Here is a 25,049-nt window from a genome sequence, read left to right on the forward strand (position 1 = left end):
GTCAACAATATCGAGAAGCGCGAGGCGAACGACGCCTCCCGAACGAAAAAGGGCCGGCGCCACAAGGCACCGACCCCTCTTCCGTTGGGAGCCTGTTAAAGCGTCAGCTCAGAACGTCAGCGCCTTGACGGTCTTCACGCCCGGCAGCGCGCGTGCCTGCTCCAGCAGTCCGGCCGAGAGATCGCCGTCCACCGAGAGCAGCAGCACCGCTTCGCCGCCAGCCGCACGGCGGCCGAGGTTGAAGGTGCCGATGTTGATCGCGTTCTCGCCCAGCAGCGTACCGATGCGGCCGATGAAGCCCGGCGCGTCCTCGTTGACGATGTAGAGCATCGAACCGTCGAGTTCCGCCTCGACCTTGATGCCGAACATCTCGACGAGGCGCGGCTCGACGTTGTTGAACAGCGTGCCAGCCACCGAACGCTCGCCCGCTTCGGTCTTCACCGAGACGCGGATCAGGGTGTGGTAGTCGCCCTCGCGCTCGGTCTTCACTTCGCGCACTTCGAGGCCGCGCTCCTTGGCGAGGAACGGGGCGTTGACCATGTTCACCGTGGCCGACTGCACGCGCAGGAAACCGGCGAGGACGGCGGCGGTGATCGGCTTCTGGTTCAGTTCGGCAGCGGCGCCCTCGACGTGGATCGAGATGCGCGGAACCGAGTCCACGGTCAGCTGGCCGACCATCGAACCCAGCACTTCGGCCAGCTTCATGTAAGGCTTGAGCTTGGGGGCTTCCTCGGCGCTCAGCGAGGGCATGTTGAGCGCGTTGGTGACGCCGCCGTTGACGAGGTAGTCGGCCATCTGCTCGGCCACCTGCAGCGCCACGTTGACCTGCGCTTCGGTGGTCGATGCGCCCAGGTGCGGGGTGCAGATGAAGTTCGGGGTGCCGAACAGCGGCGATTCCTTGGCCGGCTCGGTCTGGAACACGTCGAGAGCGGCGCCCGCGATGTGGCCCGAATCGAGGCCCGCCTTCAGCGCGGCTTCGTCCACCAGACCGCCGCGTGCGCAGTTGATGATGCGAACGCCCTTCTTGGTCTTGGCGAGGTTCTCGGCCGAGAGGATGTTGCGGGTCTGGTCGGTCAGCGGCGTGTGCAGCGTGATGAAGTCCGCCTTGGCCAGCAGCGTTTCGAGGTCCGCCTTCTCGACGCCCATTTCCACGGCGCGCTCAGGCGTCAGGAACGGGTCGAAGGCGACGACCTTCATGCGCAGGCCCAGCGCTCGGCTGGCGACGATGGAACCGATGTTGCCGGCGCCGATGAGGCCCAGCGTCTTGCCGGTGACTTCGACGCCCATGAAGCCGTTCTTCGGCCACGTACCGGCCTGCGTCTGGGCGTTCGCCTCGGGCAGCTGGCGGGCGAGCGCGAACATCAGGGCGATGGCGTGCTCCGCAGTGGTGATCGAGTTGCCGAACGGGGTGTTCATCACCACGACGCCCTGCGCCGAGGCGGCAGGGATATCGACGTTGTCGACGCCGATGCCGGCGCGGCCGATGACCTTGAGGTTCTTGGCGGCGGCCAGCATTTCCTTGGTCACCTTGGTCGACGAACGGATGGCGAGGCCATCGTATTCACCGATGCGGGCGATCTGCTGTTCCGGGTTCTCGCCGGTGATGACGTCTACGTCGCAGCCCATCTCCTCGAAGATGCGGGCGGCGTTGGGGTCCATCTTGTCGGAAATGAGGACTTTGGGCTTGGTCATGGAATAGGTTCCTTCACGCTGGCCGTAAGGGCCATGGCGGAGTGAAAAATCGCTGAGTGAAACTCGATCGCGCAGCAAGATCCTCGTCATCCCCGCGAAGGCGGGGACCCAACTGATGCTGTTTCAGGTTGCACCGTCATCAGCTGGGTTCCCGCCTTCGCGGGAATGACGACGGTGTTCTTACGCTGCGACCTGCTCGGCCTTGACGGTGGCATAGGCCCAGTCGAGCCAGGGACCGAGATCCTCGATGTCCTGGGTGTCGACGGTGGCGCCGCACCAGATGCGCAGGCCCGCAGGGGCATCGCGGTATCCGGCGACGTCGTAGGCGGCGTCCTGCTTTTCGAGCAGGGCGGCGAACTTCTTGATGAAGTCGGCGTCGGCGCCTTCGACGGTCAGGCAGACCGAGGTCTTCGAACGGGTCGCCTCGTCCACCGCAAGGTGGCCCAGCCAGTCACGCTCGGCGACGATCTTGCCAAGGGCAGCGGCGTTGGCATCCGAACGGGCCTTCAGACCTTCCAGACCGCCCAGCGACTTCGACCATTCCAGCGCGAAGATCGCGTCCTCGACGGCGAGCATCGAGGGGTGTTGATCGTCTCGCCCTTGAACACGCCCTCTGCGAGCTTGCCCTTGGAAACGAGGCGGAACACCTTGGGAAGCGGCCATGCCGGGGTGTAGGTTTCCAGACGCTCAACCGCGCGGGGGCCGAGGATGAGGACGCCGTGACCGCCCTCGCCGCCCAGAACCTTCTGCCAGGAGAAGGTGGCGACGTCGATCTTCGACCAGTCGATGTCGTAGGCGAACACCGCCGAGGTCGAGTCGGCGAAGGTCAGGCCTTCACGATCGTCGGGGATGAAGTCAGCGTTGGGGACGCGCACGCCCGAGGTGGTGCCGTTCCAGGTGAACAGCACATCGCTGCTGAAATCGATCTGGGTGAGGTCGGGCAGCTGGCCGTAGTCGGCGCGGATCACGGTGGGATCGAGCTTGAGCTGCTTGGCGGCGTCCGTCACCCAGCCTTCGCCGAAGCTTTCCCACGCAACCGTCGTCACGCCGCGCGCGCCGAGCATGGTCCACATGGCCATTTCGAAGGCGCCGGTGTCCGAACCGGGCACGATGCCGATGCGGTGCGTATCGGGCAGCTGCAGCACTTCGCGCATCAGTTCGATGCAGTAGGCGAGGCGCGTCTTGCCGATCTTCGCACGGTGCGAACGACCCAGCGATTCGGTGGCGAGCTTTTCGGGGGAATAGCCGGGCGGCTTGGCGCAAGGTCCGGAAGAGAACTGCGGACGAGCAGGTTTACGCGCGGGAACGGCAATCAAATCAGTCATTTCTGACTCTCCTTACAGAGAGCACGCGCGGCGTTGGGACCGCGTGGCCCGGAGCCGCTCCTAGTGGCACCCACGGGGATGTCAATCGTCTTGCAGGCCAGTTCACTGTGCAAAACGGTCGCATGCATATGGCGCCCTGCCGCCGTGTAAGGCACGGATAAGCACAGGTTAAGGCACTCCCCCAAGAGCTTGGACCCATGCATAGAATTTTGTTCGCCCTCCCCTGCTTGCCGTGCTCAGCGGGTGCATCGACCGTCCGGCGCCTTCGAACCGGCGGCCGAATCACGCGGCGAGTCGCCCCCGACCCGCGCCGCCGCGCCCCGAACTGCGGCAGTGCCTCTCTACGCTGAGCGCACAGCAGGCCGTGTTCACGCCAGTCGAAGATCGCTGGTACGGCAGCGCCTGCTCCACGGTGGGGACGGTCAAGCTGGCCGCGCTCAACACAGACGACGCCACGGTGACCGTTTCCGGGCTCGGCCCCGTGACTTGCGCAACCTCGACAGCCTTTGCGGGCTGGGCACGCTACGGCGTGGACCGCGCGGCGCAGCAGATCCTCGGCAGCCGACTGGTGAAGATCGAGACGTTCGGCAGTTATTCGTGCCGCAACGTCGCGGGCACTTCACGCCGGTCGGGTCATGCCAGTGCCAATGCCATCGACGTCTCGGGGTTCGTCCTCGGCGACGGACGGCGCATCACCGTGCTGGCCGGCTGGAACGGCGGCACCCCGGCAGAACGCCGCTTCCTGCGCGTGGTCCACGACAGCGCCTGCAAGCGCTTCGGCACGACGCTGGGCCCCGGTTACAACGCCGCGCACGAGAACCATTTCCATCTTGAGGCGGACGGCGCGGATTTCTGCCGCTGACGACGCGCCCATTCGTCATTGCGAGCGCAGCGAAGCAATCCAGGGCGGCGCAAGACTGCGCTGGATTGCTTCGCTGCGCTCGCAATGACGGAAGGTGAGGCTCCCGGGAGGAACGGGGCTCAGCCGCCCAGGATGATCGGATCGGGCGCGTCGTCGCTGTCGCCCGCATCGGGATGGATCGCGAAACGGATGCGTTCGATGCAGCCGCTGCGGCCTTCCTGCGAGGGCGCCGCCTTGGCCGACTGGATCACCTGCAGCGCCTGCCGCCCGAAATCGTCGGAAGGCTGCGCGGCCAGCACCTTGGCATTGCCCACCGCCCCCCACGGCGCGATGTCGTAGCTGACGACCGCCCAGCCCTCGATCCGGCGGCGGTTGTAGGCCTGCGGGAAGCGAAGCACCGGCTGGCTCGCCCAGTCCTGCCCGGCCGGGCACTTGTCGCCTGCGGGAAACGCGCTCTTTTCCGGCATCGGCGGCGCGGGGAGCACTTCGGGCTGGCGCCAGTAGGGATAGGAACACCCCTTGCGCGCACCGCCGGTGAAGCGCGATCTGCGCATCGCCTTGACCGCCGCCGCATCGAGCGCCTTGTTGCCGGTGCCGGTGCCGATCCGCACGTTCACCGGCTTGCCGCCCGCATCGGTGTCGTACGTCACCAGCGTCCATTCCTTCATGCCTGGGGTGCCGGGCAGCTTCGCGAAATCCGGGAGCGCGCGCACCAGCGGCTGCGGGCGCGGGGCGTCGGCGCAGTTGCTACCTTCGCGGATGCGCTCCCAGCCCGGCATCGGCAGCCGTCCGTTCAGCGGCGTCACCGTGTAGGACACCAGATCGGGCACCGACGCAGTCGCGAAAGGCTCCACCGCGACCGCATAGGTCACCGAGCAGGCGCTGTGCGCCTTGGACGGGAACCGACTGGCGGCGAGCGCGGGCGCGATGTCGTCGTTGGGCGCGAAGCGGGCATCCCCGCGCGTGATCGAGACCGGTCGGCCACTGGCGTCGATGTCGAAACGCAGCGTCACCGACTGCTGCGCATTCGGCCCGCGCCAGCCGATGGTGTTCAGCGGACGGCGCAGCGGCGCGCCGGAGACGAGAGCGCTGCCATCGCAGCGCACGTCCCCGGGCGTCCAGGCGGCAAGACCGCGTTCGCTGGAACGGCGGAATTCATCGGCGACGACCGGCGGCGGAGGGACCGCAGGAGGCGCCGCCGCCGCCATCAGAACTGCCAGAGCAACCGCCACCATGCCTGATCTCCTTGTCCGGAGATTTCAGGCTAACACGTTGTCAAGACAGGACAAGGACAGATCGGCGCCACAATCGATCCGGTTCTGCGCCGAAGTCGACGCATCAAATCTCCAGCTGGCTGCCCAGTTCCACCACGCGGTTCGTCGGGAGGCGGAAGAATTCCATTGCGCTCGCCGCATTGCGCATCATCCACGCGAACAGCTTTTCGCGCCAGATCGCCATGCCGGGCTTCTCCGAGGGTACCAATGTCTGGCGCGAGAGGAAGAAGCTGGTCTTCATCATCTCGAACGGGCCGCCGCACATCGGCGCATGGGCCAGCGCGGCGGGAATGTCGGTCTCCTCCATGAAGCCGTAGCGCAGCGTCAATCGGTAGAAGCCCTGCCCCAGATCGACGACGGTGAAGCGGTCCTCCGGCTCCACATAGGGGCCGTCCTGCACTTCCACCGTCAGCACGACGACGCGCTCGTGCAGCACCTTGTTGTGCTTGATGTTGTGGAGCAGCGCCGAGGGCACGCCCATGTTGCTGGAGGCCATGAAGATCGCCGTGCCCGGCACCCGCGCGGCGCTGCCGTGGGCGCTCTTGGCGAAGACGTTGAGCGGCAGCGCGGCCTCGGTCATGCGGTCGCGCATCAGGCGGCGGCCCTTGTTCCACGTCGTCAGCAGGGTGAAGGCGATGCCGCCGATCATCAGCGGGAACCAGCCGCCGTCGGGGATCTTGGTGGCGTTGGCGGCGAAGTAGGCGCCATCGACCACGAAGAAGGTGACGATCACCGGGATCGCCAGGGCCTTGTGCCATTTCCACACGACCAGCAGCATCACCGCCATCAGGCAGGTGTCGATCAGCATCGCCCCGGTCACCGCGATGCCGTAGGCCGAGGCGAGGTTCGACGAGTTCTGGAACACCAGGACCAGTACGATCACGCCGGTCATCAGCGCCCAGTTGACGAAGGGGATGTAGATCTGGCCCGCCTCGTGCTCGCTGGTGTGGCGGGTCGAGAGGCGCGGGATGAAGCCCAGTTGCATCGCCTGATGGGTGATCGAGAACGCGCCCGAGATCACCGCCTGGCTGGCGATGAAGGTGGCGCAGGTCGCCAGGATCACCAGCGGCAGGCGCAGCGATTCGGGCGCGAGGTTGAAGAACGGGTTCTCCATCGCGACCGCCGCCTGCGCGTCGTCGAGACCCAGGATCATCGCCGCCTGCCCGAAGTAGTTGATGAGCAGGCAGGGCATCACGAAGGCGAACCACGACAGGCGCAGCGGGCCGCGCCCGAAGTGCCCCATGTCGGCATAGAGCGCCTCCGCCCCTGTCACCGCCAGCACGACCGAGCCGAGCGCCAGGAAGCCGAGGATTTTGTCGGTCAGGAAGAACTGGATCGCGTACCACGGGTTCAGCGCCACCAGCACCTCGGGCATCTGGACCAGATGGTAGATGCCCAGCACCGCGAGCACGGTGAAGTAGGTCACCATGACCGGCGCGAACAGCGCGCCGATCTTGGCGGTGCCGCTCTTCTGGATGACGAACAGCGCGATCAGCAGCACCAGCGCGATCGGCAGCACGAAGGGCGCGAGGTCGGACTGGACGACGGTGAGCCCCTCGACCGCCGAGAGCACCGAGACCGCCGGGGTAATCATCGAGTCGCCGTAGAACAGCGAGGTCGCGAAGACGCCCAGCAGCACCACCAGCGGGCCGTAGCCGGACTTGCGGATCGCGCCGGAAATCAGCGCGACAAGCGCGAGGCTGCCGCCCTGCCCCTTGTTGTCCGCACGCATCAGCACACCGACGTACTGCACCGACACCACCAGCGTCATCGACCAGAAGATCAGGCTGACGACGCCGAGTACGTGCAGTTCGTCGATCGCCAGCGGATGCGGGCCGACGAAGGTTTCGCGGAAGGCATAGAGGGGCTGGTGCCGATGTCGCCGAAGACGACGCCGACCGCGCCAAGCGCGAGCTTGGTGATATTGCCCGAGCCCTGGCCGTGATGGCCGCCCGAACTGTGAGACTCACCCGCCGTCGAAGGAACGTAAGGTGTGTCTGCTGGAGAATCACTCATTCATGCGTCCTGTAATGGACTCGCAGACACGCTAGAGCGGCTGCGGCAGGCTTGCGCCGTTAGCAGCATGAATGGGGCCAAGCAACGATACTTACAATCCCCGCGCCCGGCGGCAATGTTCCGTTCAGGGATTGGCCGGGCCGGGCTGAACGGGCGCCGATCTCGGTCGGGGCCTGACCGTTTTGCGCCGCGATCGCGGCGTCGAGGCGCATCAGTTGCTGGGCGAGCGGCAGGCGCCATGGCGCATCCTCGGGTGCGGTCTTCACAACATCCACCCACAAGGCACGCGCCTCGGCGAGTTTCCCCTCGCGCGCATAGGCGAGGCCGAGGAAGAATCGTGCGCCCGGCGCATCCGGCTCCGCGTCGATCGCACGCTGGTAGGCGTAGAGCGCGGGCGGCGTCAGCATGTTGTCTGCGTGGGCGACCAGCGAATTGGCCAGCGCCAGCCAGGCGTCGGCGTTCTTGGGGTCATCCTCGATCGCCCCGCGAAGGACTTCGGCGGCATCGGCATACTGACCGTTGCGAGCGAGGCCATCGGCGATCACCACCCAGCGGTTGCTGGTCGGGATGCCGCTATTGGTGACCTTGGCGCGGCCTTCGACAAGCGCGGCGGGGTCGGCGGACACGGACTCGGCCGAATCCTTCGGCGCTCCTGCCAAGCTCGGGGAGCCCTGCGTCACGTATCCCGCGATGCCGAGCAGCAGCGCCGAAGCCACCGCCTCGCGGCATCCGCGCGGCACCTTGAATACGAAAAGCAGCACCGCCAGCACGAGGACGGCTAGGCCGATCACGAAAACCCAGGTCACTGCCCTGCTCCTTTTGCGGAAAAGCGGCGCCGCAGCAGCAGGAAGGCGATGAGCAGCAGCACGCCCGGCACCGCGAACAGCGGCCAGGTCAGGCCGGTGAGCTGAGGCGCATAGCTGACGTAGTCGCCGTAGCGCTCGATCAGCCAGGCGCGGATCTGCTCGGGAGTCTCGCCCGCCTTGATCCGCTCGCGAACCAGCGAGCGCATCGAGCCCGCGATCGGCGCGTCCGAATCCGCAATCGACTGGCCCTGGCACTGAAGGCAGCGCAGGGTCTCCATGAGGTCCTGCGCCTTGGTTTCCTGCGCCGGATCATCGAGCTGACGATAGGCGTAAGGCGCAGTGGACTGCTCCTCCTGCGCGAACACGGGAGCCGCGAGAGCAAGCGCAACGAGAGCGATCAGGCGCTTCACTCACCCGCCTCCTTCAGCTTCTCAAGCAGCACCCCGAGGTGCTCGGGCCGGATTTCGCCGATGTGCTGGTAAACGATCGTGCCCTTACCATCGACCACGTAAGTCTCCGGAACGCCGGACGAGCCGAGCGCCAGTTGCACTTTCCCGTCATCGTCCGCGCCGATGCGCTGGAACGGGTCGCCGTTCGTTTGAAGGAAGCCCTGCAGGTTCTCGGTCGTGTCGCGCACCGAGATGCCTTCGATCGGCACCCCGGCCTTGGCCAGCGCTCCGAGTTGCGGCGCCTCGACGCGGCAGGGAATGCACCAGCTGGCGAACACGTTGACGAGGTGCGGCTTGCCGTTGGCGAGCACCTTGCTGTCGAGGCCGGGCCGCCCCGGCAAGGCGGCAGGCAGATCGAACTGCGGCATCGACTTGCCGACGAGCGCGGAGGCGACATTGCGGTCCGCCGGACGATAGAGCCCCACGATCACCAGCGCCACGAAGCCGAGGAACAGCGCCAGCGGCAGCCAGATCGCCCAACGTGGCGCTTTTGCGGGTAAATCGCTCATCGTCCCTGCTTCTCGCGCCGATAGGCGATCTTGTCCTTGGCCACGATCCGCCGCACGTCGGCCGCCACCCGGCCCACCAGCGCCAGCAGGCCGCCCAGCGCGATCAGCAGACCGCCGATCCAGATCAGCGGCGCGAAAGGCTTCCACCACAAGCGCAGTTGCCAGCGCGATTGCTTCTCGCCATCGACCTTGGGCGCCTCGCCGCCGAGCACGGCGTAAAGCTGGCCATTCCAGCGCGTCAGCAGCGCCGATTCGCTAGTCTGCTGCGGCGGCGCCCAGAAGCTGCGCGACTGCGGGAGCATGCGGGTCACCTTACCGTCGATACCGTAGCGCACCAGCAGGCGCGCCTCCATCGCCGTCCAGTTCGGACCGGCGACAGGCTCGACGGTGTCGAGCTTGACGCCCCATGGCCCGACTTGCGTGACCTCGCCCATGCGCACGGCGACCAGCTTCTCGACGGAGAAGGCGCTCTCGCTGCTCATGCCGAACAGCGCGACGGCAATGCCAAAGTGCGCCACCACCATACCCCAGATCGGCAGCGGCGTGCGGCGCAAATTGCGGCCCTTGAGCGGCAGCAGGCTGGCCCATCCGAGCCCGACCGACAGCGCAAGACCGATCCAGGGCAGCAGCGCGACGCCGCCCAGCACTAGTACGCAGATCCCCGCCGCGACGATCAGCATCGCCGGGATCACCAGCTCGCGGCCGACGCGCCCGAACTTGTCCCGCCGCCAGCGCAGCAACGGCCCGACCATGAGCACGACCAGCATCGGCACCGCGAACAGCGCGCTCATCGGATTGAAGTACGGCGGCCCGACCGAAACCTTGGCTCCCATCGCCTCTGCGAACAGCGGGTAGAGCGTGCCGAACAGCACGATGCCCAGGATCGCCGAGAGCATCACGTTGTTGACCACCAACGCGCCCTCGCGGCTGACGAAGGCAAAGCGCTCGCCCTCGGTCACGGTCGCGGCGCGCAGGCCGAACAGCACCAGCGCGCCGCCGATGTAGATTGCCAGCAGCGCGAGGATGAACGTGCCGCGCTGCGGATCGACGGCAAAGGCATGCACGCTCGTCAGGATGCCCGAGCGCACCAGGAACGTGCCGATCATCGACATCGAGAACGCGACCACGCCCAGCATGATCGTCCAGGCGCGCAGTGCATTGCGCGCCGCCAGCACGCCGCACGAATGGAGCAGTGCCGTCGCCGCCAGCCAGGGCATCAGCGAGGCGTTCTCGACCGGGTCCCAGAACCACCAGCCGCCCCAACCCAGTTCGTAATAGGCCCAGTACGAACCGGCGGTGATGCCCACGGTGAGGAATATCCACGCGCCCAGCACCCACGGGCGCATCGCCTTGGCGAACGCCGGGCCGACCTCGCGCGTCACCAGAGCACCGATAGCGAAACTGAACGCGATCGAGAGCCCCACATAGCCCAGGTAGAGCGTCGGCGGATGGAACGCGAGGCCAAGGTCCTGCAGCAGCGGGTTGAGCCCGTTACCCTCCATCGGCACCGGCGAAAGCCGCTCGAACGGGTTGGAGGCAAACAGCAGGAAGGCATAGAAGCCAAGGCTCACGAAAGCCTGCCCGGCCAGCGTCGCCAGCATGGTGCGTTCCGGCAAGCGCTTTTCGACGAGCGCCACGAAGGCGCCGCCCAGCCCCATCACCGTCACCCACAGGAGCATCGACCCCTCGTGGTTGCCCCAGGCGCCGGCGATCTTGAACACCAGCGGCTTCATCGAATGCGAATTGAGCGCGACCAGCTTCACCGACAGATCGGTGACCGAAAAGACGTAGATGAGACAGGCGAAGGCCAGCAGCGCCAGCCCGCCCTGCACCACCGCCACGGGGCGCACCGCACCGCCGAGCACGGCGCCGCGCTCTGTCAGCCCCAGCGCACCGGAAACGAGTTGCAGCGCCGCCAGCGCCGCCGCCAGCCAGAGGGCGGCAAGACCTAGTTCAGCGATCATTTGGGTTCAGCGATCATTTGGTTTCTTGCATGACCTTCTGGGCCTGTTCCCTGGACATGTCCTGCATCTCGCGAGGCACGTAGTTCTCGTCATGCTTGGCAAGGAGGTTGTCGGCGACGAATGTGCCGTCCGTGCCCATCTTACCCTCGGCGACGACGCCGGACCCCTCGACGAACAGCGAGGGCACGATGCCCTTGAAGGTCACCGGCACGCGCGCCTTGCCGTCCTGCACGGCGAAATTGATCGTCACTCCGTCCGCCGCCGTCTTGAGCGAGCCCTTCTCGACCATGCCGCCAAGGCGCACGGCGCGGCCGGGCTCGGGCGGCCTGGCGACGATCTCGCTCGGCACGTAGAAGTAGCTCGCCTGATTGCGCAGCGCCCATGCGGCGAGCAACGCCGCCCCGATGAGCACGACCAGCGCGACGATCAGCAGCACGAGGCGCTGGTGCTTGGCCTTGATCGGGCTCTTGGCGACCGTCGCCATCAGCGGTTCCTCGCGGAATCACGGCGCTTTTCTGCGCGGCGCATCGAAAGCAGCGCCCATGAGACCATCGCCAGCGTCGCGCCGACGCCGACCACATAGGCCGCGACCACGAAGGCCCATGGGTCCATCGCTTCACGCATCAGAACGCCTCCACTTCCGCGCGCGCTTTCCTGCGCAGCCGCGCCTCGGCCTGCTGCTCGGCCAGGATCGCACGCATCCGGGCGAGCACGACGCCTGCGAAGATCAGCGTGAAACCGAGCATCGCGGCAAGCAGCGGCACCAGAAAATCGCCCGACATCGCGGACTTGCCCACGGTGATGCTCGGCGGCTGGTGCTGGCTGTTCCACCAGATCACCGAGTAATGAATGATCGGCACGTTCACCGCGCCGACGAGCCCGAAGATGGCGGGCGCGCGATTCTGGCCGCCGTCCGCAGCCTCGCTCGCCTGAGACAGCGCCATCCAGCCGAAGTAGAGGAACAGCAGCACCAGCATCGAGGTCAGCCGTCCGTCCCAGACCCACCATGTCCCCCACGCAGGACGCCCCCACAGCGAACCTGTAAGTAAGCAGACGGCGGTAAAAACCGCGCCCGGCACCGCGCAGGCCTTCGCCGCGATGGCCGCGAGCGGATGACGCCAGACGAGTTCGGTGAAGCTCGCGCCCGCGATCCCCATCCACCCGGCCATGCCCAGCCAGGCGGCGGGCACGTGAAGATAGACGATGCGCACCGTCTCTCCCTGCAGGCGCTCGGCAGGGGCGACGAACAGCCCCCAGCCCAGCGCCGCGAAGGCGACGACCAGTCCCGTGCCCATGCACAGGGGCATCAGCCAGCGGGCGATGCGCAGAAAACGGGCGGGATTGGCAAAGCCGTGCATGACAGGCGCGCTTCTATAGTGCGTGTTGAAAGGAGCAAGTGACTCAGATCAAAGCACAGCGCTTTTCATGCGCCAATCGGGCATTGGTATCATGATGCCGCTATGAGCATCACACTGTGGTAAAAGGGAGAAAATGGGGCGATCGATGGGGTTCGAACCCACGACCTCCGGTACCACAAACCGGCGCTCTAACCAACTGAGCTACGATCGCCACAGGCGCACTCGAGAGGCGCCGCGTCCGGCATCGGACGCTGCTGCATCCGGTGCGGAGCGCGCCTTTTGCACAGCGCGCGGATTCTTGCAAAGCAAAAATGCGGAGAGGCGAAATTTACCTGCCCGGCACCTCGCACGCGATTTTCCTGCGCCCTGCCCGTGGCTAAGGTCGGCGCATGGACGAACCCGGCGAATCATCGGCTGCAAGACTGCTATCCCACCCCGGCGTTCAGCGCTTCCCATCGTCCCGGCTCGACCTGTTCATCCTGCGCGAGTTCCTCGACGCCGAGCGCTGCGCGCAGTTGGTCGATCTGATCGAGACCAACAACCGCCCCTCGACGATCGCCGACTACAACGGAGACGATGCGTTCCGGACCAGTTCGACCTGCGACCTGTCACGCGACTATCCGGTGGTCGACGAACTGGCGCAGGCGCTGTCCCGACTTTCCGGCATCGACCTTGCCCATGCGGAACCGCTGCAGGGACAGCGCTATGAAGTCGGGCAGGAGTTCAAGGCGCACACCGATTATTTCGAGCCCGACAGCGCCGATTTCGAGAAATACTGCAAGGTTCCCGGCCAGCGGACCTGGACCTTCATGATCTACCTGAACGACGTCGAGGCCGGGGGCGCGACTCGCTTCAAGGTCATCGACAAGATGATCCAGCCCGAGACCGGCAAGCTCATCGGCTGGAACAACCGCCGCGCTGACGGCAGCTGTAACGCGGCGACGCTTCATCACGCGATGAAGGTGCGCAAGGGCCGCAAGTACGTCATCACGCAATGGTATCGCGAGCGGCCCTGGGGCTGATCCCCAAGGCCGCCCGGACTTTTACTTGGCCGCAGCGATCACCGCGCAGGCGATGCGGCCACCGGCGTTGCCCGAAGGCTGGCTGGTGTAGTCGTCCAAGCCTGCGTGGATCACCAGCGCCGAACCGTCCGCGTCGAGCAGCGACTTCGGCCCCGGCGAGAGCGTCACGCCGGAATTCAGCACCTGCGTCTTGAGCAGGCCGTCGGCGCCGACATTCTGATTCGGCATGTCACCGCCATGCGGGCCGGTCGCGACCATGTAGCCGTGCTGGTGATCGCCGCCGGTGAAGTGGCCGCCCGAACTGTCGAACTTGGTCGCGGTGTCGCACACACCCTTCTGGTGGAAGTGGAAGCCGTGCTCACCCGCCGGAATGCCCTTGGCCTCGGCGCTGACGAGGACGCCTGCCGGGGTCTCCTGCAGCATGACCATGCCGATGGTCTTGCCGTCCAGCCCGATCAGGTCGGCATGGATCATCGGCGCTGCGGCCGCAGTCGTTGCGGAGTGGCCGGTATGGTCATCAGCCGCACCGGCAGCGCCGGCGAGCGAGAGCAGGACCGCCGAGGCGGCGAGGATGCGGGAGGATCGCTTCATATCGTATCTCCGGTCTTTCGGGCTGGATGGCTGCGAAACGCAGCCGCACGCATGGACGTTCCCCGCCCCGCGTGGACATTCACGACCCTAAAGCCCTGCACATGAAAGGCAATCGCAACTGGCAATGAAATTTTGCCCGCTATGCGGGCAACAAAAAAGGCGGCCCCAGGGACCGCCTTCTTCGTGAAGCTGATGTTCGGAAGCGCGAAGCCCCGCCCAATCAGTTCTTCTTGAGCGTGAGACCGCCGAAACGCTTGTTGAACTGGGCCACGCGGCCACCGTCCTGAAGCTGGGCCTTGCCGCCGGTCCATGCCGGGTGCGAGGTCGGGTCGATGTCCAGAACCAGCGTGTCGCCTTCCTTGCCCCAGGTCGAGCGGGTCTGGAAGGTGCTGCCGTCGGTCATCTGCACCGTGATGGTGTGGTAGTCGGGATGCGTATCGGCCTTCATGGGTCTATCTCTTTCGCATGTGGCCGGTTCCGACCGGCCTGGCTTGAAAGCGGCGCGCTTACAGCGAAGCGGGCCGGAATGCAAGGGTGAAGAAGCCCACCTCTGCCCCTCCCGCAAGCGAGAGGGGAATGATGAGGTTCCGCCTCAGGCGTCCGCGATCATCGCCGTGAAGTTGACCTCGCAGGTCACCTTGTCGTCGATGGAGGCCTTGCCCCAGAACTTGCACACGCGCGAGCGCTTCTGGACGAAGCCGGTGCGCAGTGTCAGCAGGTGCCCGGGGGTCACGGGGGCGCGGAACTTCGCGTCCTCGATCGCCATGAAGTACACCAGCTTGCCGGTCCCGGCAAGGCCGAGGGTCTCGATCGCGAGGATGCCCGCAGCCTGCGCCAGCGCCTCGATCTGGAGGACGCCGGGCATGATCGGTCGGCCGGGGAAGTGCCCCTGGAAGAAGTCCTCGTTGAAGCTCACCGCCTTGACCGCCTCGATCTCCTCCTCAGAGATCGAGACCACGCGGTCGACGAGCAGCATCGGGTAGCGGTGCGGAAGCGCCGCCAGGATCTTCGCGGTGTCGTACACGACTTCGGCGTTATCGCTCATGCCCGTGACGTCCGATCAGCGGCCCGAGGGCTGCGTCGCCGGAGCGGCGCCGGCCGGAGCCTGGCCCTGAGCGGCAGCCTGCTGTGCACGCTGCTCGCGAACCTGGCGCGGTTCCCAACCAGCGGGCGGAACCAGCTGGGCCGAGGGGATCGACGTGTTCAGCTCGTTCAGGATGTCCTGATTGAGGTTGTAGGCGCCGCCGTTGACCGCGAGAATCGCGTCGGGCGAGATCAGGATCGACACGCCCTTCTTGGTCATCGCTGCCTTGACCGCATCGTTCAGCTTGTCTTCGATCTGCTCGTTGACGTAAGCCTGCGACAGGCCGACCGGCTGCAGGATGCGCTGGAGTTCGGCCTTGCCGTTCTCCTGGATCTGCTGGATCGAACCGGCCTGCTGTTCAAGTGCAGCCTGCGTGACCTTGCCGCCCTGACGGTCGGCGTTGAACTTGTCGATCAGCGGCTTGATCTGGGCGTTGAGCGCGTTCTGCCGGGTCTGCGCCTGGTCGAACTGCGCCTTGAAGGTGGTCTGGCGCTGCGTTTCCGCGGTCTTGAACGCGTTCGAGTTGGCGATCACCGCATCGAAGCTGGCAACGCCGAGGCCCTGCACGATCGTACCGCCGGTTGCCGGAGCAGCGGCTGCCGGAGCAGGCTTGGCTGCAAGCGCGGGCTGCGCCGCGACGGCGGCGAACGCGAGGCCAGCGGCCAGCGCGACGAACTTGGTCTTGGTAGTCATCAGAACTGGGTTCCCACGTTGAAGTTGAATGCCTTGGGATCGTCGCCGTCCTGCTTGAGCAGCACGCGCGAGAAGTCGATGCGGAACGGGCCGAAAGGCGAGTTCCAGTTCACGCCGATGCCGATGGCGACACGCGGCTTCCAGGTATCGCCAACGAAATACTCGTTGAAGTTGTACGCGTAATTGCCGGTCGCGGTTAGCGTACGTCCACTGGAGTCCGTCGAGGACGTCGTCGTGGTCGTCGTGTCGTTCCCGTCCGTGTCCTTGGTATAGTAGGTCGGGATACAGCCGTTCTTGCAATCGGTCAGATCGCTCTTGTTGAACTTGGTCCCCCACACGGCACCGACATCGGCGAAGATCGACGGGCGTAGGCCCATTTCACGCGCACCCGAGCCCAGCGGAATCTCCATCTCGGCACGGCCCATGTAGTAGTAGTTACCACCCAGCGCGTCGTCCGACCAATCGCTGCGCTTGGTCGATTCCACGCCATCAGTGATATACTTACGCAGCACGCGCGGACCGACGCCGCGAATGGCGAAGCCACGGAACTGCGGCTGACCGAGATAGAAGCGGTCGGTCAGGCGAATTTCCTGCCCCGCCAGCCCCTTGATCGCGCCACCTTCAGCGGACAGCGAGAAGATGAAGCCATGCCCCATGTTGAAGAACTTGGACGCATTGCCGCGGATGCGCGCATACTTCACATCGCCGCCCAGACCCGCGAAATCGACATTGACCGACGCGGTAATTCCGCGCGTCGGGCGCATGCGGTTGTCCAGCGTATCGTAGATCAGCGAGCCGCCGACGATCGAACTAAGGCGCTTACCGATCGCGTCGCACAGATAGCGGCCGGCATAGAGCGGATCGCACTGCAGCGTGCCGTTAACGCGAGTGGAGTAATACGTGTCCTTGTCCAAGCTGACGTCATCGTAGTTCAGCGTATAGCTGCCTACGGCCGTCAGATATTCGGTCAGCGGCACGCCTGCACGGATCTGGATACCCGTGGTCGACTGCTCATAGGTCGTGTTGCGGTCGGAGTTGTAGTAATTGAAGCTGTTGTAGTCGCGGCGGTAGATATTGACGCCGAGCGACACGTTCTTGTCCAGCAGGTACGGCTCGACGAAGCTGGCTTCCACGCTCTTCGAATAGCGCGAGATGCTGCCCGAAAGGCCGACCGTCTGACCACGGCCGCGGAAGTTGCGCTGCCGGATCGAGGCCTGGAAGATGAAGCTCTCGAGACTGGAGAAACCGGCCGAAAGCTGGAGTTCGCCGGTCGGCTTTTCCTCGACGTTGGCTTCCAGAAGAATGCGGTCGTCGGCGCTGCCGGGCTTCTGCTCGACCTCGAACTTCTCCTGGAAGTAGCCGAGCGACTTGATGCGGTTAGTCGAACGCTTGACCTGCAGCGAGTTGAAGGCATCGCCTTCCGCCAGACGGAACTCGCGGCGGATCACCTTGTCCTGGGTCAGCGTGTTGCCGTTGATGTCGATCTTCTCGACATAGACGCGCGGCGCCTCCTGGATCACGAAGGTCAGCCCCATGGTGAGGTTTTCCTTGTCGCGATCGTACTGCGGGCGGACGTCGGCGAAAGCATAGCCGAAGGCACCGGCAGTCTCGTTCAGACTGTCGATGGTGTCCTCGACCTGCTTGGCGTTGTACCAGTCACCCTTGTGCATGGGCAGGTTGCCGGCCATCTTCTCGCCGTCGAAGTCGCGCAGCTGGCTTTCGACCTTCACGTCGCCGAACTTGTAGCGCTTACCTTCCTCAACCACGTACGTGATGATGAAGTCCTTCTTGTCCGGCGTCAGTTCGGCCACGGCCGAGACCACGCGGAAGTCGGCATAGCCCTGCGTCAGATAGAACTGGCGCAGCTTCTGCTGGTCGAAGGCCATGCGGTCGGGGTCGTAGCTGGTGCCCGAGCTGAACAGACGGGTGAAGCGCGCCTGCTTGGTCACCATCTGGCCGCGCAGTTCGCCGGCCGAGAAGTGCTCGTTGCCGATGATGTTGATCTGGCGGACCTTGGACTTGTCGCCCTCGGTGATTTCGAAGACGATATCGACACGGTTCTGGTCGAGCGAGACCATCTTCGGCTCGACGGTCGCGGCGTAGCGACCCTGGCGCTTGTACAGCTCGATGATGCGGGCGACGTCAGCGCAGATCTTGGAACGGGTGAAGATCTGGCGCGGCGCGACCTTGATCTCGGGAAGGATCTTGTCGTCCTTGATGCGCTTGTTGCCTTCAAGGATGATGCGGTTGACGACCGGGTTCTCCTGAACCGTGATCGTCACCACGCCGTTGTCGAACGCAACCTGCGCGTCCTTGAACAGCTCGGTGCCGTAGAGGTCCTTGAGCGCGGCGTCGGCGGAAACCTTGGTGTAGTTCTGACCGACGCGCATCTTGATATAGGACAGCACCGTCTGCGCTTCGAGGCGCTCGGCGCCTTTCACCACGATGGTCTGAATCGGCTGGCCTTCCTCGACCGGCGCAACGACAGCCGGAGCGGGAGCAGCGGGTGCGGCAGGGACCGGCGCGCGCTTGCCTGCCTTTGCCGCTTGCGCGGAAGCCTCCATGGGCATCCCCGCGAGGATAGTGGTCCCGAGGAGCACTGCTGCAACTTGCGAGCCCCAGAGGCCTCGGGCGCTGCGCGCTCCAGTGCCGCGAACCATTTCCCGTCCGATCATTCTACGCAAAATCCCGTATTCGCTTTCGCGATGAAAAACAGACCACCGGCGGGAGCGCACCCAGACCCGCAGGCAATCGCAGCCATCTGCCCGATGGAGCCGGTCCAATCAAGCAGACAAAACCCGGCAACATTGTGATCGCTCGTGAATCCCTCCAGGCTATCCCCCGAAAATAGGGAGAGAGGCCAGGTCATTGACCGTGACGAAGACCATAAGCGCCAGCACCAGCGCCACACCCGTCTTTATCGCCCATTCCTGACTGCGTGCACCCAGGGGTCTGCGCCGGACCAGTTCAGCCGCGTAGAAAGCCAGATGTCCGCCGTCGAGGCCAGGAATTGGCAGGAGGTTGATGAATGCCAAGTTAATCGAGATCAAAGCGGCGAACTCCACGAAGGCTTCCCAGCCCAGCGTGAAAGTCTGCCCGGAATACTGCGCGATCTTGATCGGACCACCCAGTTCGCGGACGGAGCGGTCGCCCGTGAAGATCTGGGTTATGCCGGTCACCATGTTGCCCATGGCGCGGAAGCTCTGCTGGAATCCGAGGGCGACGGCATCGACCGGGCCGACCTGCTCGAAGCGGCCCGCGCGTACGCCGATCTGACCGACCTTCTGCGGCTTGCCCTGTGCGTCAGGGATAGAGCCTTCGGTCACCTTGACCGGGAAAGTCCGGACTTCATTCCCGCGCCGCACCGAGAGATCGACGCTGCGCCCCGCCTGCGGGCGGATGAGTTCCGGGATGTCCTCGAAGCTGGTGATTGCGGCGCCGTTCACCGCGACGATGCGGTCGCCCACCTCGAGCCCGGCGTCCTCGGCCGGCGAATCGCCGTAGAAGCCGCCGACGACGGGCGGCATCATCCGCACGCCGATATCGCCGATCTTCGCCTTGTTACCGAACTGGTCGCTGAACTCCTGCGTCGCCAGCTTCACCGGAAGGACAAGCGTGCGCCCTGCCCGCTCCACCGCGATCGGCAGCGTCTTGCCGGGGAAGTACGCGACGCGGCCCGGCACGTCGGTGGCTCCGTCAACCTTGTCACCGTCAATCGCGACGATGCGGTCGCCGACGCGCATACCCGCAGCCTGCGCGGGCGAGTTGGCGGTAAAGCCGCTAATCTCCGCATCGTTTACGACGCGGCCGTAGATCGAGAAGAACCCGGCGAAGATCGCGACGCACAGCAGCAGGTTGGTCAGCGGCCCGGCGAAGACGATCAGCGCGCGCTGCCACAGCGGCTTGGAATGGAAGGTCTGCGCCCGCTCCTGCGCCGACAGCCGCACATCGTCGGGCTTCGGCGCGCTCGTCGGGTTCATGTCGCCTGCGAACTGGACGTAGCCGCCGAGAGGCAACGCCGAGAGCTTCCAGCGGGTGCCGCGCTTGTCGGTCCAGCCCGCGAGTTCCTTGCCGAAGCCGATGGAAAAGGCGTCCGCCTTCACGCCGAACAGGCGGCCGACGAGATAATGCCCCAGCTCATGGATCAGGACCAGTGGCCCCAGCACCAGGAGGAAGGCGAAGATCGTCGTCAGAATTCCTGGTGAACCGGTCAAGCTATGCCTCTCTTCAGGTGCTGGTCACGAGTACGCGCGCCCTCGCCCGGGCCTCCGTGTCCACTTCGAGGACGTCGGAGAGGCTGCCGGGCGGCGGCGGCGCATACGAGCCTAGCACGTCTTCCACTTGTGCAGAGATACGCGTGAACGAAATCTGACCGCCAAGGAACGCAGCAACCGCGATTTCGTTCGCGGCGTTGAGCACGGCGGGGATCGCCCCGCCCGCCTGCGCCGCCTCGCGCGCCAGGCGGGTGGCGGGAAAGCGCACTTCGTCGGGCTTGCGGAAAGTCAGTTCGCCGATCTCGGCAAGGTCGAGCGGGGCGCAGGGCGTGTCCATGCGCGCGGGCCAAGCCAGCGCCGAGGCGATCGGCACACGCATGTCCGAGGGGCCAAGCTGCGCCAGGGTCGAGCCGTCCCGGTACTCGACCATCGAATGGACCACCGACTGCGGGTGGACGATGATCCGCAGTTTATCGAGGCCGACGGGGAACAGGTGGTAGGCTTCGATCAGTTCGAGGCCCTTGTTGAACATCGTCGCCGAATCGACGCTGATCTTCGCGCCCATATCCCAGTTGGGATGGCGGACCGCCTCGGCCGGAGTGGCGGCGCTGAGACGCTCCCACGACCAGTCGCGGAACGGGCCGCCGCTGGCCGTCAGGGTGATCCAGCGCACATGGGCATGGTCGTTGCCGGTGAGGCACTGGAAGATCGCGTTGTGCTCGGAATCGATCGGCAGCAGCGTGGCGCCATGCCGCGCGACGGCGGCCATCATCACTTCGCCCGCCGAAACCAGAGCTTCCTTGTTGGCAAGGGCGATGATCCCGCCCTGCTCGATCGCCGCCATCGTCGGCGCAAGGCCGGCACAGCCGACGATCGCCGCGACGGTGACGTCGGCGCCGCGCGCAGCGGCCTCGATCAGCGCGACGGGACCGCCTGCAGCTTCGATCCCGGAACCGGCAAGCGCCTCCCGCAGAGCAGGCAAGTGCGCCTCATCGGCGACGACGGCGACCTCGGCTCCGAATTCGCGCGCCAGCTTCGCCAGTTCGGCCGCATTGGAATGCGCAGTCAGCGCGACCACGCGCCACTCGTCGCGATTGCGGCGGATCAGATCGAGCGTCGAGGCGCCGATCGAGCCGGTCGCGCCAAGCACCGTCAGGGAGCGCAAAGAACCGGTCATGCCAACACCACGATAGCCATCGCCAGCAGGAACAGCGCTGCCAGCAATCCGTCAACCCGGTCGAAGAAACCGCCGTGCCCCGGAATGAGGTTGCCAGAGTCCTTGAACCCCGCGCGGCGCTTCATCCAGCTTTCGAAAAAGTCGCCCGCCTGCGCACAGACCGCCACCAGCAGTCCGGCCGCAAGGCAGGTCGCAAAGAGCGGAACCGCGCCCGCCGTCGCGTACCAGCAGGGCTGCGTACCGAAGCACGACACCGCGTTCGCCGCCGAGACGTCGGGCGTAAGACGGATCGCGCCTTCCTGCCAAAGCTGCGCGGCGGTGAAGAGCGCGAGCGTCGCGCCCAGCGCCGCGCCCATCAGGCCCGACCAGGTCTTGGACGGACTGATCGACGGCGCGATCTTCGGCCCGCGCAATGTGCGGCCGGTGAAATAGGCGCCCACGTCCACCGCGATCACCGTCCCCAGCAGGGTCAGGATCGGCGCGAGGGTGAAGGCGTCGTTATGCAGGAACAACAGCATGGCCGCGCCGATGCCGACATAGAGCATCCCCACGAAGTTCCACGCCGCCCGCGCACCCGGTCCCGGAGTGATGCGACGGGCAAGCCTGATCCACTCCCACAGCACCCCGACCGAGACGGCGCAGACGAAGGCGATCCACACCGGCCCGCCCAGCCACAAGGCAGTCCCGGCGACCGCAACCATGACGATGGCCGAAAGCGTCCGCACCTTGAGATCGGAGGTGCCTTTCGCCGGAGGCTCAGCGCCCGCCATAGCGACGCTCGCGAGTGGTGAAGGCGCTGAGCGCATCGCGCAAGTGATCGGCGGTGAAATCCGGCCAGAGCACGTCGGTGAACAGCATTTCGGCGTAAGCCGCCTGCCACAGCAGGAAGTTCGACAGCCGTACCTCGCCGGACGTGCGGATCAGCAGGTCGAGCGGCGGCAGGTCCGCCGTATCGAGTTCAGCCGCGATCGTCTCGGGCGTGATCGGCCCCTTCGCCGCAGCCCTGGTCGCCGCGCGGGCGATCTCGTCCTGCGAGCCGTAGTTCAGCGCCACCGCCAGCGTCGTCTCGGTATTGTGCGCGGTCTTGGCCATCGCGCCTTCGACCAGTTCGACCAGTTCGGGCTTGAATGCGGTATAGTCGCCGATGATCTTGAGCCGGACGCCCGCCGCCGCGAATTCGTCGAGGTCGGAGAGGATGAAGCGCTTCATCAGGCTCATCAGGTCCGAGACTTCATCCTCGGGCCGCCGCCAGTTCTCGGTCGAGAAGGCGTAGAGGGTCAGTGCCTCCAGCCCCATTTCCCGCGCGCCGCGCACGACGCGGCGCACCGCCTCCACGCCGCGCTGGTGGCCCACCGCGCGCGGAAGCAGGCGCTTCTTCGCCCAGCGCCCGTTGCCGTCCATGATGATGGCGACATGACGGGCGCGCAGAGATTCGTCCTTGGCCATCAGGCTCCCTTCTCGGCGAAGCGCAACAGGCTCACTTGCCGAGGATTTCCTTTTCCTTGGCCGCGAAGACCTCGTCGAGGGCCTTGACCATCTCGTCGGTCAGCTTCTGGACTTCGGTTTCGCCGCGCTTGCGGTCGTCTTCCGAGATTTCCTTCTTCTTCTCGTCGGCCTTCAGGTTCTCGATGCCGTCGCGGCGCACGTTACGCACGGCGACGCGCGCCTTCTCGGCATAGGAGCTGGCGAGCTTGGCCAGTTCCTTGCGGCGTTCCTCGGTCAGGTCGGGGATCGGCAGGCGCAGGGTGTTGCCGTCGTTGATCGGATTCAGGCCCAGACCCGCCGAACGGATCGCCTTTTCGACCGGACCGATGTTGGTCTTGTCCCACACCTGCACCGAAAGCATGCGCGGCTCCGGCGCGGAGATCGTGGCGACCGACGTGATCGGCATCGAACTGCCGTAGACGGTCACGGTGATCGGCTCCAGCAGCGCGGTGTTCGCGCGGCCGGTGCGCAGGCCCGAGAGGTCGTGCTTGAGCGCGTCGATCGCGCCCTTCATGCGGCGCTCGAGATCCGCCTTGTCGTACTTTGCCATGGTTCAGGCTCCTTTCTGAACGATCGTCTTGGTGCCGCCACCCGCAAGGACGGTGGCCAGGTTGCCCTGCTCGCGGATCGAGAACACGACGATCGGAATGCTGTTGTCACGGCACAGGGCCACGGCGGAGGCGTCCATCACCTGCAGGTTGTCGGCGAGGACGGTGTCGTAATCGACGGAATCGTACCGCTTGGCGTCGGGGTTGCGCTTGGGATCGCTGTCGTAGACGCCGTCGACGCTGGTGCCCTTCAGAAGAGCATCGCAGCGCATCTCGGCAGCGCGCAGGGCGGCGCCGGAATCGGTGGTGAAGTACGGCGCGCCGACACCGGCGGCGAAGATCACCACGCGCCCCTTCTCAAGGTGGCGCTCGGCCCGGCGGCGGATCACCGGCTCGCAGACTTGGTCCATCTGCACGGCGCTCTGCACGCGCGTTTCCACGCCGATCTGCTCCAGCGCGTTCTGCATCGCCAGCGCGTTCATCACGGTCGCGAGCATGCCCATGTAGTCGGCCTGCGCCCGGTCCATGCCGCGCGCAGCGCCCGCCATGCCGCGGAAGATGTTGCCGCCGCCGATGACGAGGCAGATCTCGAGCCCGGTTTCCTTGGCCGCCTTCACTTCCTTGGCAAGTTCCGCCACGAAATCGGGATCGATTCCGAACTGCTGGCTCCCCATCAGCACTTCGCCCGAAAGTTTGAGCAGGACGCGCTTGTAGGGGGATGACATGCCGCTGGGTCTCCTGTGGGGGCCGGGAATACTGGAACGGCCCCGGCTTTAGGAGGGCAAGCGCGAATTGCCAAGGGGCTTGGACTGTGGATGAACCCGGTTCAGCGCGCCATTACGGACAGTTCTTCCTCACGCCGATCGTAAGCAACTTGTGCCGAGGCCACCGATCCCATCCGCCTCTCCGCCCAGTCGATCATCGCCTGCAGCGCATCAAGCAGTTCCCGCCCCAGCGGCGTTACCGCATAACTGACCGAAACCGGCACCGTCGGCACCACATCGCGGCGCACCAGCCCGTCGCGCTCCAGCGAGCGCAGGGTCTGACTGAGCATCTTCTGCGAAATGCCGTCAATCCGTCGCTTGAGCCCGTTGAAGCGCATCCCACCAGCCCCAAGCGTCGTAAGGATCAGCACGCTCCACTTGTCGGCGATGCGATCGAGCAACTGCCGCGTAGGACAGTCCGCCGCATAGACGTTGGGCGCGAAGCGGGCGGTTCCCTCAAGGTAACCCGGTGCGGTGATAGTGCCTTCTTGCATGGTCATCGCCAATACCACATCTGGTCACCATTGGATACCTGGTGGAGAATGGAAATGAAGATCGCAGTCCTCGGTGCCAGCGGCCGCGCCGGATCGGAAATCACGAAGGAAGCCGCCGCGCGCGGCCACGAAGTCCTCGCCATCGCACGCAACCCGGAAAAGATCGCAACCGGCGAGCGGATAACGGCAGTGACGGGCGATGCCTCGGACGCCGCATCTCTCGCCGCCCTGATCGCCGGACGCGATGCCGTCATCAGCGCCCTGCACTTCGACGTCCCCGCCGAAATCTTGCTCTCGGCAATCCGCGAGGCCGGCGTGCCCCGGCTGCTGGTAACCGGAGGCGCGGCCAGCCTCGAAGTCGCCCCGGGCAAGCGCCTGATCGACACACCGGACTTTCCCGAGGAATGGAAGACCTTCGCGATGGGCGGGATCACCTTCCTCGACGCACTGCGACAAGTGGACGACGTGGACTGGACGTTCTTCTCCCCCGCCGCGCTGATCTTCGAAGGCCCACGCACAGGCAGCTACCGCTCGGGCGGCGACGAACTGGTCACCGACGATGCCGGCGAGAGCAAAATCAGCTTCGCCGACTACGCAATCGCGATGATCGATGAACTGGAAGCGCACAAGCATTCCAGGGAACGGTTTACGGCAGCATATTGAGATAAAGGGAGTCCTGGGGCCATCGCCCCAGACCCCGGAACTGTCGTTGCCCCGCGCGC

General features: G+C 65.6%; 24 protein-coding genes, 1 tRNA gene and 2 pseudogenes. 3 read left to right on the forward strand and 24 right to left on the reverse strand.

What is annotated here, in order from left to right:
• Window positions 1-108: 108 nt before the first annotated feature.
• Together serA and KZO24_RS09410 are read right to left on the reverse strand one after the other, a co-directional pair.
• Entirely contained in the window at window positions 109-1,692 is a 1,584-nt protein-coding gene (gene serA, locus KZO24_RS09405; RefSeq protein WP_271181702.1) for a phosphoglycerate dehydrogenase, read from the reverse strand.
• Between the two features lie 180 nt (window positions 1,693-1,872).
• Window positions 1,873-3,017 (reverse strand): annotated as a pseudogene (locus KZO24_RS09410) (phosphoserine transaminase).
• Between the two features lie 364 nt (window positions 3,018-3,381).
• Between KZO24_RS09410 and KZO24_RS09415 the strand changes: the two are divergent.
• Complete coding sequence (locus KZO24_RS09415) at window positions 3,382-3,879, forward strand: extensin family protein (RefSeq protein WP_486486099.1); 498 nt, start codon at window positions 3,382-3,384, stop codon at window positions 3,877-3,879.
• A 119-nt stretch (window positions 3,880-3,998) separates the two neighbouring features.
• Here the strand turns inward: KZO24_RS09415 and KZO24_RS09420 are convergent, their stop codons facing one another.
• The 10 genes and pseudogenes from KZO24_RS09420 to KZO24_RS09465 form a co-directional block, all read right to left on the reverse strand.
• Window positions 3,999-5,114, reverse strand: coding sequence for a TonB family protein (locus KZO24_RS09420; protein ID WP_486486100.1), 1,116 nt, complete (start codon window positions 5,112-5,114; stop codon window positions 3,999-4,001).
• 103 nt (window positions 5,115-5,217) lie between these two features.
• Window positions 5,218-7,169, reverse strand: a pseudogene (locus KZO24_RS09425) (potassium transporter Kup).
• 59 nt (window positions 7,170-7,228) lie between these two features.
• Complete coding sequence (locus tag KZO24_RS09430; protein WP_486486101.1) at window positions 7,229-7,975, reverse strand: tetratricopeptide repeat protein; 747 nt, start codon at window positions 7,973-7,975, stop codon at window positions 7,229-7,231.
• The gene (locus tag KZO24_RS09435; protein WP_008830270.1) at window positions 7,972-8,385 is read right to left on the reverse strand and encodes a cytochrome c-type biogenesis protein; all 414 of its coding nucleotides are present in this window, start codon (window positions 8,383-8,385) and stop codon (window positions 7,972-7,974) included. The genes KZO24_RS09430 and KZO24_RS09435 overlap by 4 nt, the downstream gene beginning before the upstream one ends.
• On the reverse strand, window positions 8,382-8,933 hold the full coding sequence (locus tag KZO24_RS09440; RefSeq protein ID WP_271181707.1) for a DsbE family thiol:disulfide interchange protein: 552 nt from the start codon (window positions 8,931-8,933) through the stop codon (window positions 8,382-8,384). Before KZO24_RS09440 ends, KZO24_RS09435 begins: the two co-directional genes overlap by 4 nt.
• Window positions 8,930-10,897 (reverse strand): heme lyase CcmF/NrfE family subunit, encoded by a 1,968-nt coding sequence (locus tag KZO24_RS09445; protein ID WP_271181708.1) that lies wholly within the window; start codon window positions 10,895-10,897, stop codon window positions 8,930-8,932. Before KZO24_RS09445 ends, KZO24_RS09440 begins: the two co-directional genes overlap by 4 nt.
• 13 nt (window positions 10,898-10,910) lie before the next feature.
• Complete coding sequence (ccmE, locus tag KZO24_RS09450; RefSeq protein WP_008830267.1) at window positions 10,911-11,381, reverse strand: cytochrome c maturation protein CcmE; 471 nt, start codon at window positions 11,379-11,381, stop codon at window positions 10,911-10,913.
• Complete coding sequence (locus KZO24_RS09455) at window positions 11,381-11,521, reverse strand: hypothetical protein (protein WP_271181709.1); 141 nt, start codon at window positions 11,519-11,521, stop codon at window positions 11,381-11,383. Before KZO24_RS09455 ends, ccmE begins: the two co-directional genes overlap by 1 nt.
• Entirely contained in the window at window positions 11,521-12,255 is a 735-nt protein-coding gene (gene ccmC / locus KZO24_RS09460) for a heme ABC transporter permease CcmC (protein ID WP_008830265.1), read from the reverse strand. Before ccmC ends, KZO24_RS09455 begins: the two co-directional genes overlap by 1 nt.
• Window positions 12,256-12,389: 134 nt before the next feature.
• Window positions 12,390-12,466: transfer RNA gene (locus tag KZO24_RS09465), tRNA-His, on the reverse strand.
• A gap of 178 nt (window positions 12,467-12,644) precedes the next feature.
• Between KZO24_RS09465 and KZO24_RS09470 the strand changes: the two genes are divergently transcribed.
• Window positions 12,645-13,277, forward strand: coding sequence for a prolyl hydroxylase family protein (locus KZO24_RS09470; RefSeq protein ID WP_271181710.1), 633 nt, complete (start codon window positions 12,645-12,647; stop codon window positions 13,275-13,277).
• Window positions 13,278-13,298: 21 nt separating this feature from the next.
• Here KZO24_RS09470 and KZO24_RS09475 read toward each other — a convergent pair whose 3' ends face one another.
• From KZO24_RS09475 to KZO24_RS09530, 12 genes are all read right to left on the reverse strand, one after another.
• Window positions 13,299-13,868, reverse strand: coding sequence for a superoxide dismutase family protein (locus KZO24_RS09475; RefSeq protein WP_271181711.1), 570 nt, complete (start codon window positions 13,866-13,868; stop codon window positions 13,299-13,301).
• A gap of 220 nt (window positions 13,869-14,088) precedes the next feature.
• Window positions 14,089-14,316 carry a 50S ribosomal protein L31 gene (gene rpmE, locus KZO24_RS09480; protein ID WP_008830262.1) on the reverse strand — a complete coding sequence of 76 codons (228 nt, stop codon included), beginning with the start codon at window positions 14,314-14,316 and terminating at the stop codon, window positions 14,089-14,091.
• Between the two features lie 144 nt (window positions 14,317-14,460).
• Window positions 14,461-14,913: a 3-hydroxyacyl-ACP dehydratase FabZ gene (gene fabZ, locus KZO24_RS09485; RefSeq protein ID WP_271181712.1), complete on the reverse strand. Its 453-nt coding sequence runs from the start codon at window positions 14,911-14,913 to the stop codon at window positions 14,461-14,463.
• A 15-nt stretch (window positions 14,914-14,928) separates the two neighbouring features.
• Complete coding sequence (locus KZO24_RS09490) at window positions 14,929-15,645, reverse strand: OmpH family outer membrane protein (protein ID WP_271181713.1); 717 nt, start codon at window positions 15,643-15,645, stop codon at window positions 14,929-14,931.
• Complete coding sequence (gene bamA / locus KZO24_RS09495; RefSeq protein WP_486487163.1) at window positions 15,645-18,305, reverse strand: outer membrane protein assembly factor BamA; 2,661 nt, start codon at window positions 18,303-18,305, stop codon at window positions 15,645-15,647. Before bamA ends, KZO24_RS09490 begins: the two co-directional genes overlap by 1 nt.
• A 174-nt stretch (window positions 18,306-18,479) precedes the next feature.
• Window positions 18,480-19,859 carry an RIP metalloprotease RseP gene (gene rseP / locus KZO24_RS09500; RefSeq protein ID WP_271181714.1) on the reverse strand — a complete coding sequence of 460 codons (1,380 nt, stop codon included), beginning with the start codon at window positions 19,857-19,859 and terminating at the stop codon, window positions 18,480-18,482.
• A 13-nt stretch (window positions 19,860-19,872) separates the two neighbouring features.
• The gene (locus KZO24_RS09505; protein ID WP_271181715.1) at window positions 19,873-21,036 is read right to left on the reverse strand and encodes a 1-deoxy-D-xylulose-5-phosphate reductoisomerase; all 1,164 of its coding nucleotides are present in this window, start codon (window positions 21,034-21,036) and stop codon (window positions 19,873-19,875) included.
• The gene (locus KZO24_RS09510; RefSeq protein ID WP_486486102.1) at window positions 21,033-21,806 is read right to left on the reverse strand and encodes a phosphatidate cytidylyltransferase; all 774 of its coding nucleotides are present in this window, start codon (window positions 21,804-21,806) and stop codon (window positions 21,033-21,035) included. The genes KZO24_RS09505 and KZO24_RS09510 overlap by 4 nt, the downstream gene beginning before the upstream one ends.
• The gene (gene uppS, locus KZO24_RS09515; RefSeq protein WP_271181717.1) at window positions 21,793-22,482 is read right to left on the reverse strand and encodes a polyprenyl diphosphate synthase; all 690 of its coding nucleotides are present in this window, start codon (window positions 22,480-22,482) and stop codon (window positions 21,793-21,795) included. Before uppS ends, KZO24_RS09510 begins: the two co-directional genes overlap by 14 nt.
• A gap of 31 nt (window positions 22,483-22,513) precedes the next feature.
• On the reverse strand, window positions 22,514-23,071 hold the full coding sequence (gene frr, locus KZO24_RS09520; RefSeq protein WP_271181718.1) for a ribosome recycling factor: 558 nt from the start codon (window positions 23,069-23,071) through the stop codon (window positions 22,514-22,516).
• A gap of 3 nt (window positions 23,072-23,074) precedes the next feature.
• On the reverse strand, window positions 23,075-23,794 hold the full coding sequence (gene pyrH, locus KZO24_RS09525) for a UMP kinase (protein WP_008831813.1): 720 nt from the start codon (window positions 23,792-23,794) through the stop codon (window positions 23,075-23,077).
• A gap of 101 nt (window positions 23,795-23,895) precedes the next feature.
• Window positions 23,896-24,327, reverse strand: coding sequence for a winged helix-turn-helix transcriptional regulator (locus KZO24_RS09530; protein WP_271181719.1), 432 nt, complete (start codon window positions 24,325-24,327; stop codon window positions 23,896-23,898).
• 54 nt (window positions 24,328-24,381) lie between these two features.
• Here KZO24_RS09530 and KZO24_RS09535 point away from each other — a divergent pair, with 54 nt between their 5' ends.
• Window positions 24,382-24,990: an NAD(P)-dependent oxidoreductase gene (locus tag KZO24_RS09535; RefSeq protein WP_271181720.1), complete on the forward strand. Its 609-nt coding sequence runs from the start codon at window positions 24,382-24,384 to the stop codon at window positions 24,988-24,990.
• Window positions 24,991-25,049 lie beyond the last annotated feature (59 nt).

Source organism: Novosphingobium sp. NFX11, from assembly GCF_057376415.1.

Coding starts and splice junctions, on each gene's coding strand:
- serA (WP_271181702.1), bottom strand. CDS start 1,692: ATGACCAAGCCCAAAGTCCTCATTTCCGACAAGATGGACCCCAACGCC.
- KZO24_RS09420 (WP_486486100.1), bottom strand. CDS start 5,114: ATGGTGGCGGTTGCTCTGGCAGTTCTGATGGCGGCGGCGGCGCCTCCT.
- KZO24_RS09440 (WP_271181707.1), bottom strand. CDS start 8,933: ATGAGCGATTTACCCGCAAAAGCGCCACGTTGGGCGATCTGGCTGCCG.
- KZO24_RS09445 (WP_271181708.1), bottom strand. CDS start 10,897: ATGATCGCTGAACTAGGTCTTGCCGCCCTCTGGCTGGCGGCGGCGCTG.
- ccmE (WP_008830267.1), bottom strand. CDS start 11,381: ATGGCGACGGTCGCCAAGAGCCCGATCAAGGCCAAGCACCAGCGCCTC.
- KZO24_RS09455 (WP_271181709.1), bottom strand. CDS start 11,521: ATGCGTGAAGCGATGGACCCATGGGCCTTCGTGGTCGCGGCCTATGTG.
- ccmC (WP_008830265.1), bottom strand. CDS start 12,255: ATGCACGGCTTTGCCAATCCCGCCCGTTTTCTGCGCATCGCCCGCTGG.
- KZO24_RS09470 (WP_271181710.1), top strand. CDS start 12,645: ATGGACGAACCCGGCGAATCATCGGCTGCAAGACTGCTATCCCACCCC.
- KZO24_RS09475 (WP_271181711.1), bottom strand. CDS start 13,868: ATGAAGCGATCCTCCCGCATCCTCGCCGCCTCGGCGGTCCTGCTCTCG.
- rpmE (WP_008830262.1), bottom strand. CDS start 14,316: ATGAAGGCCGATACGCATCCCGACTACCACACCATCACGGTGCAGATG.
- fabZ (WP_271181712.1), bottom strand. CDS start 14,913: ATGAGCGATAACGCCGAAGTCGTGTACGACACCGCGAAGATCCTGGCG.
- KZO24_RS09490 (WP_271181713.1), bottom strand. CDS start 15,645: ATGACTACCAAGACCAAGTTCGTCGCGCTGGCCGCTGGCCTCGCGTTC.
- bamA (WP_486487163.1), bottom strand. CDS start 18,305: ATGGTTCGCGGCACTGGAGCGCGCAGCGCCCGAGGCCTCTGGGGCTCG.
- KZO24_RS09505 (WP_271181715.1), bottom strand. CDS start 21,036: ATGACCGGTTCTTTGCGCTCCCTGACGGTGCTTGGCGCGACCGGCTCG.
- KZO24_RS09510 (WP_486486102.1), bottom strand. CDS start 21,806: ATGGCGGGCGCTGAGCCTCCGGCGAAAGGCACCTCCGATCTCAAGGTG.
- uppS (WP_271181717.1), bottom strand. CDS start 22,482: ATGGCCAAGGACGAATCTCTGCGCGCCCGTCATGTCGCCATCATCATG.
- frr (WP_271181718.1), bottom strand. CDS start 23,071: ATGGCAAAGTACGACAAGGCGGATCTCGAGCGCCGCATGAAGGGCGCG.
- pyrH (WP_008831813.1), bottom strand. CDS start 23,794: ATGTCATCCCCCTACAAGCGCGTCCTGCTCAAACTTTCGGGCGAAGTG.
- KZO24_RS09530 (WP_271181719.1), bottom strand. CDS start 24,327: ATGCAAGAAGGCACTATCACCGCACCGGGTTACCTTGAGGGAACCGCC.
- KZO24_RS09535 (WP_271181720.1), top strand. CDS start 24,382: ATGAAGATCGCAGTCCTCGGTGCCAGCGGCCGCGCCGGATCGGAAATC.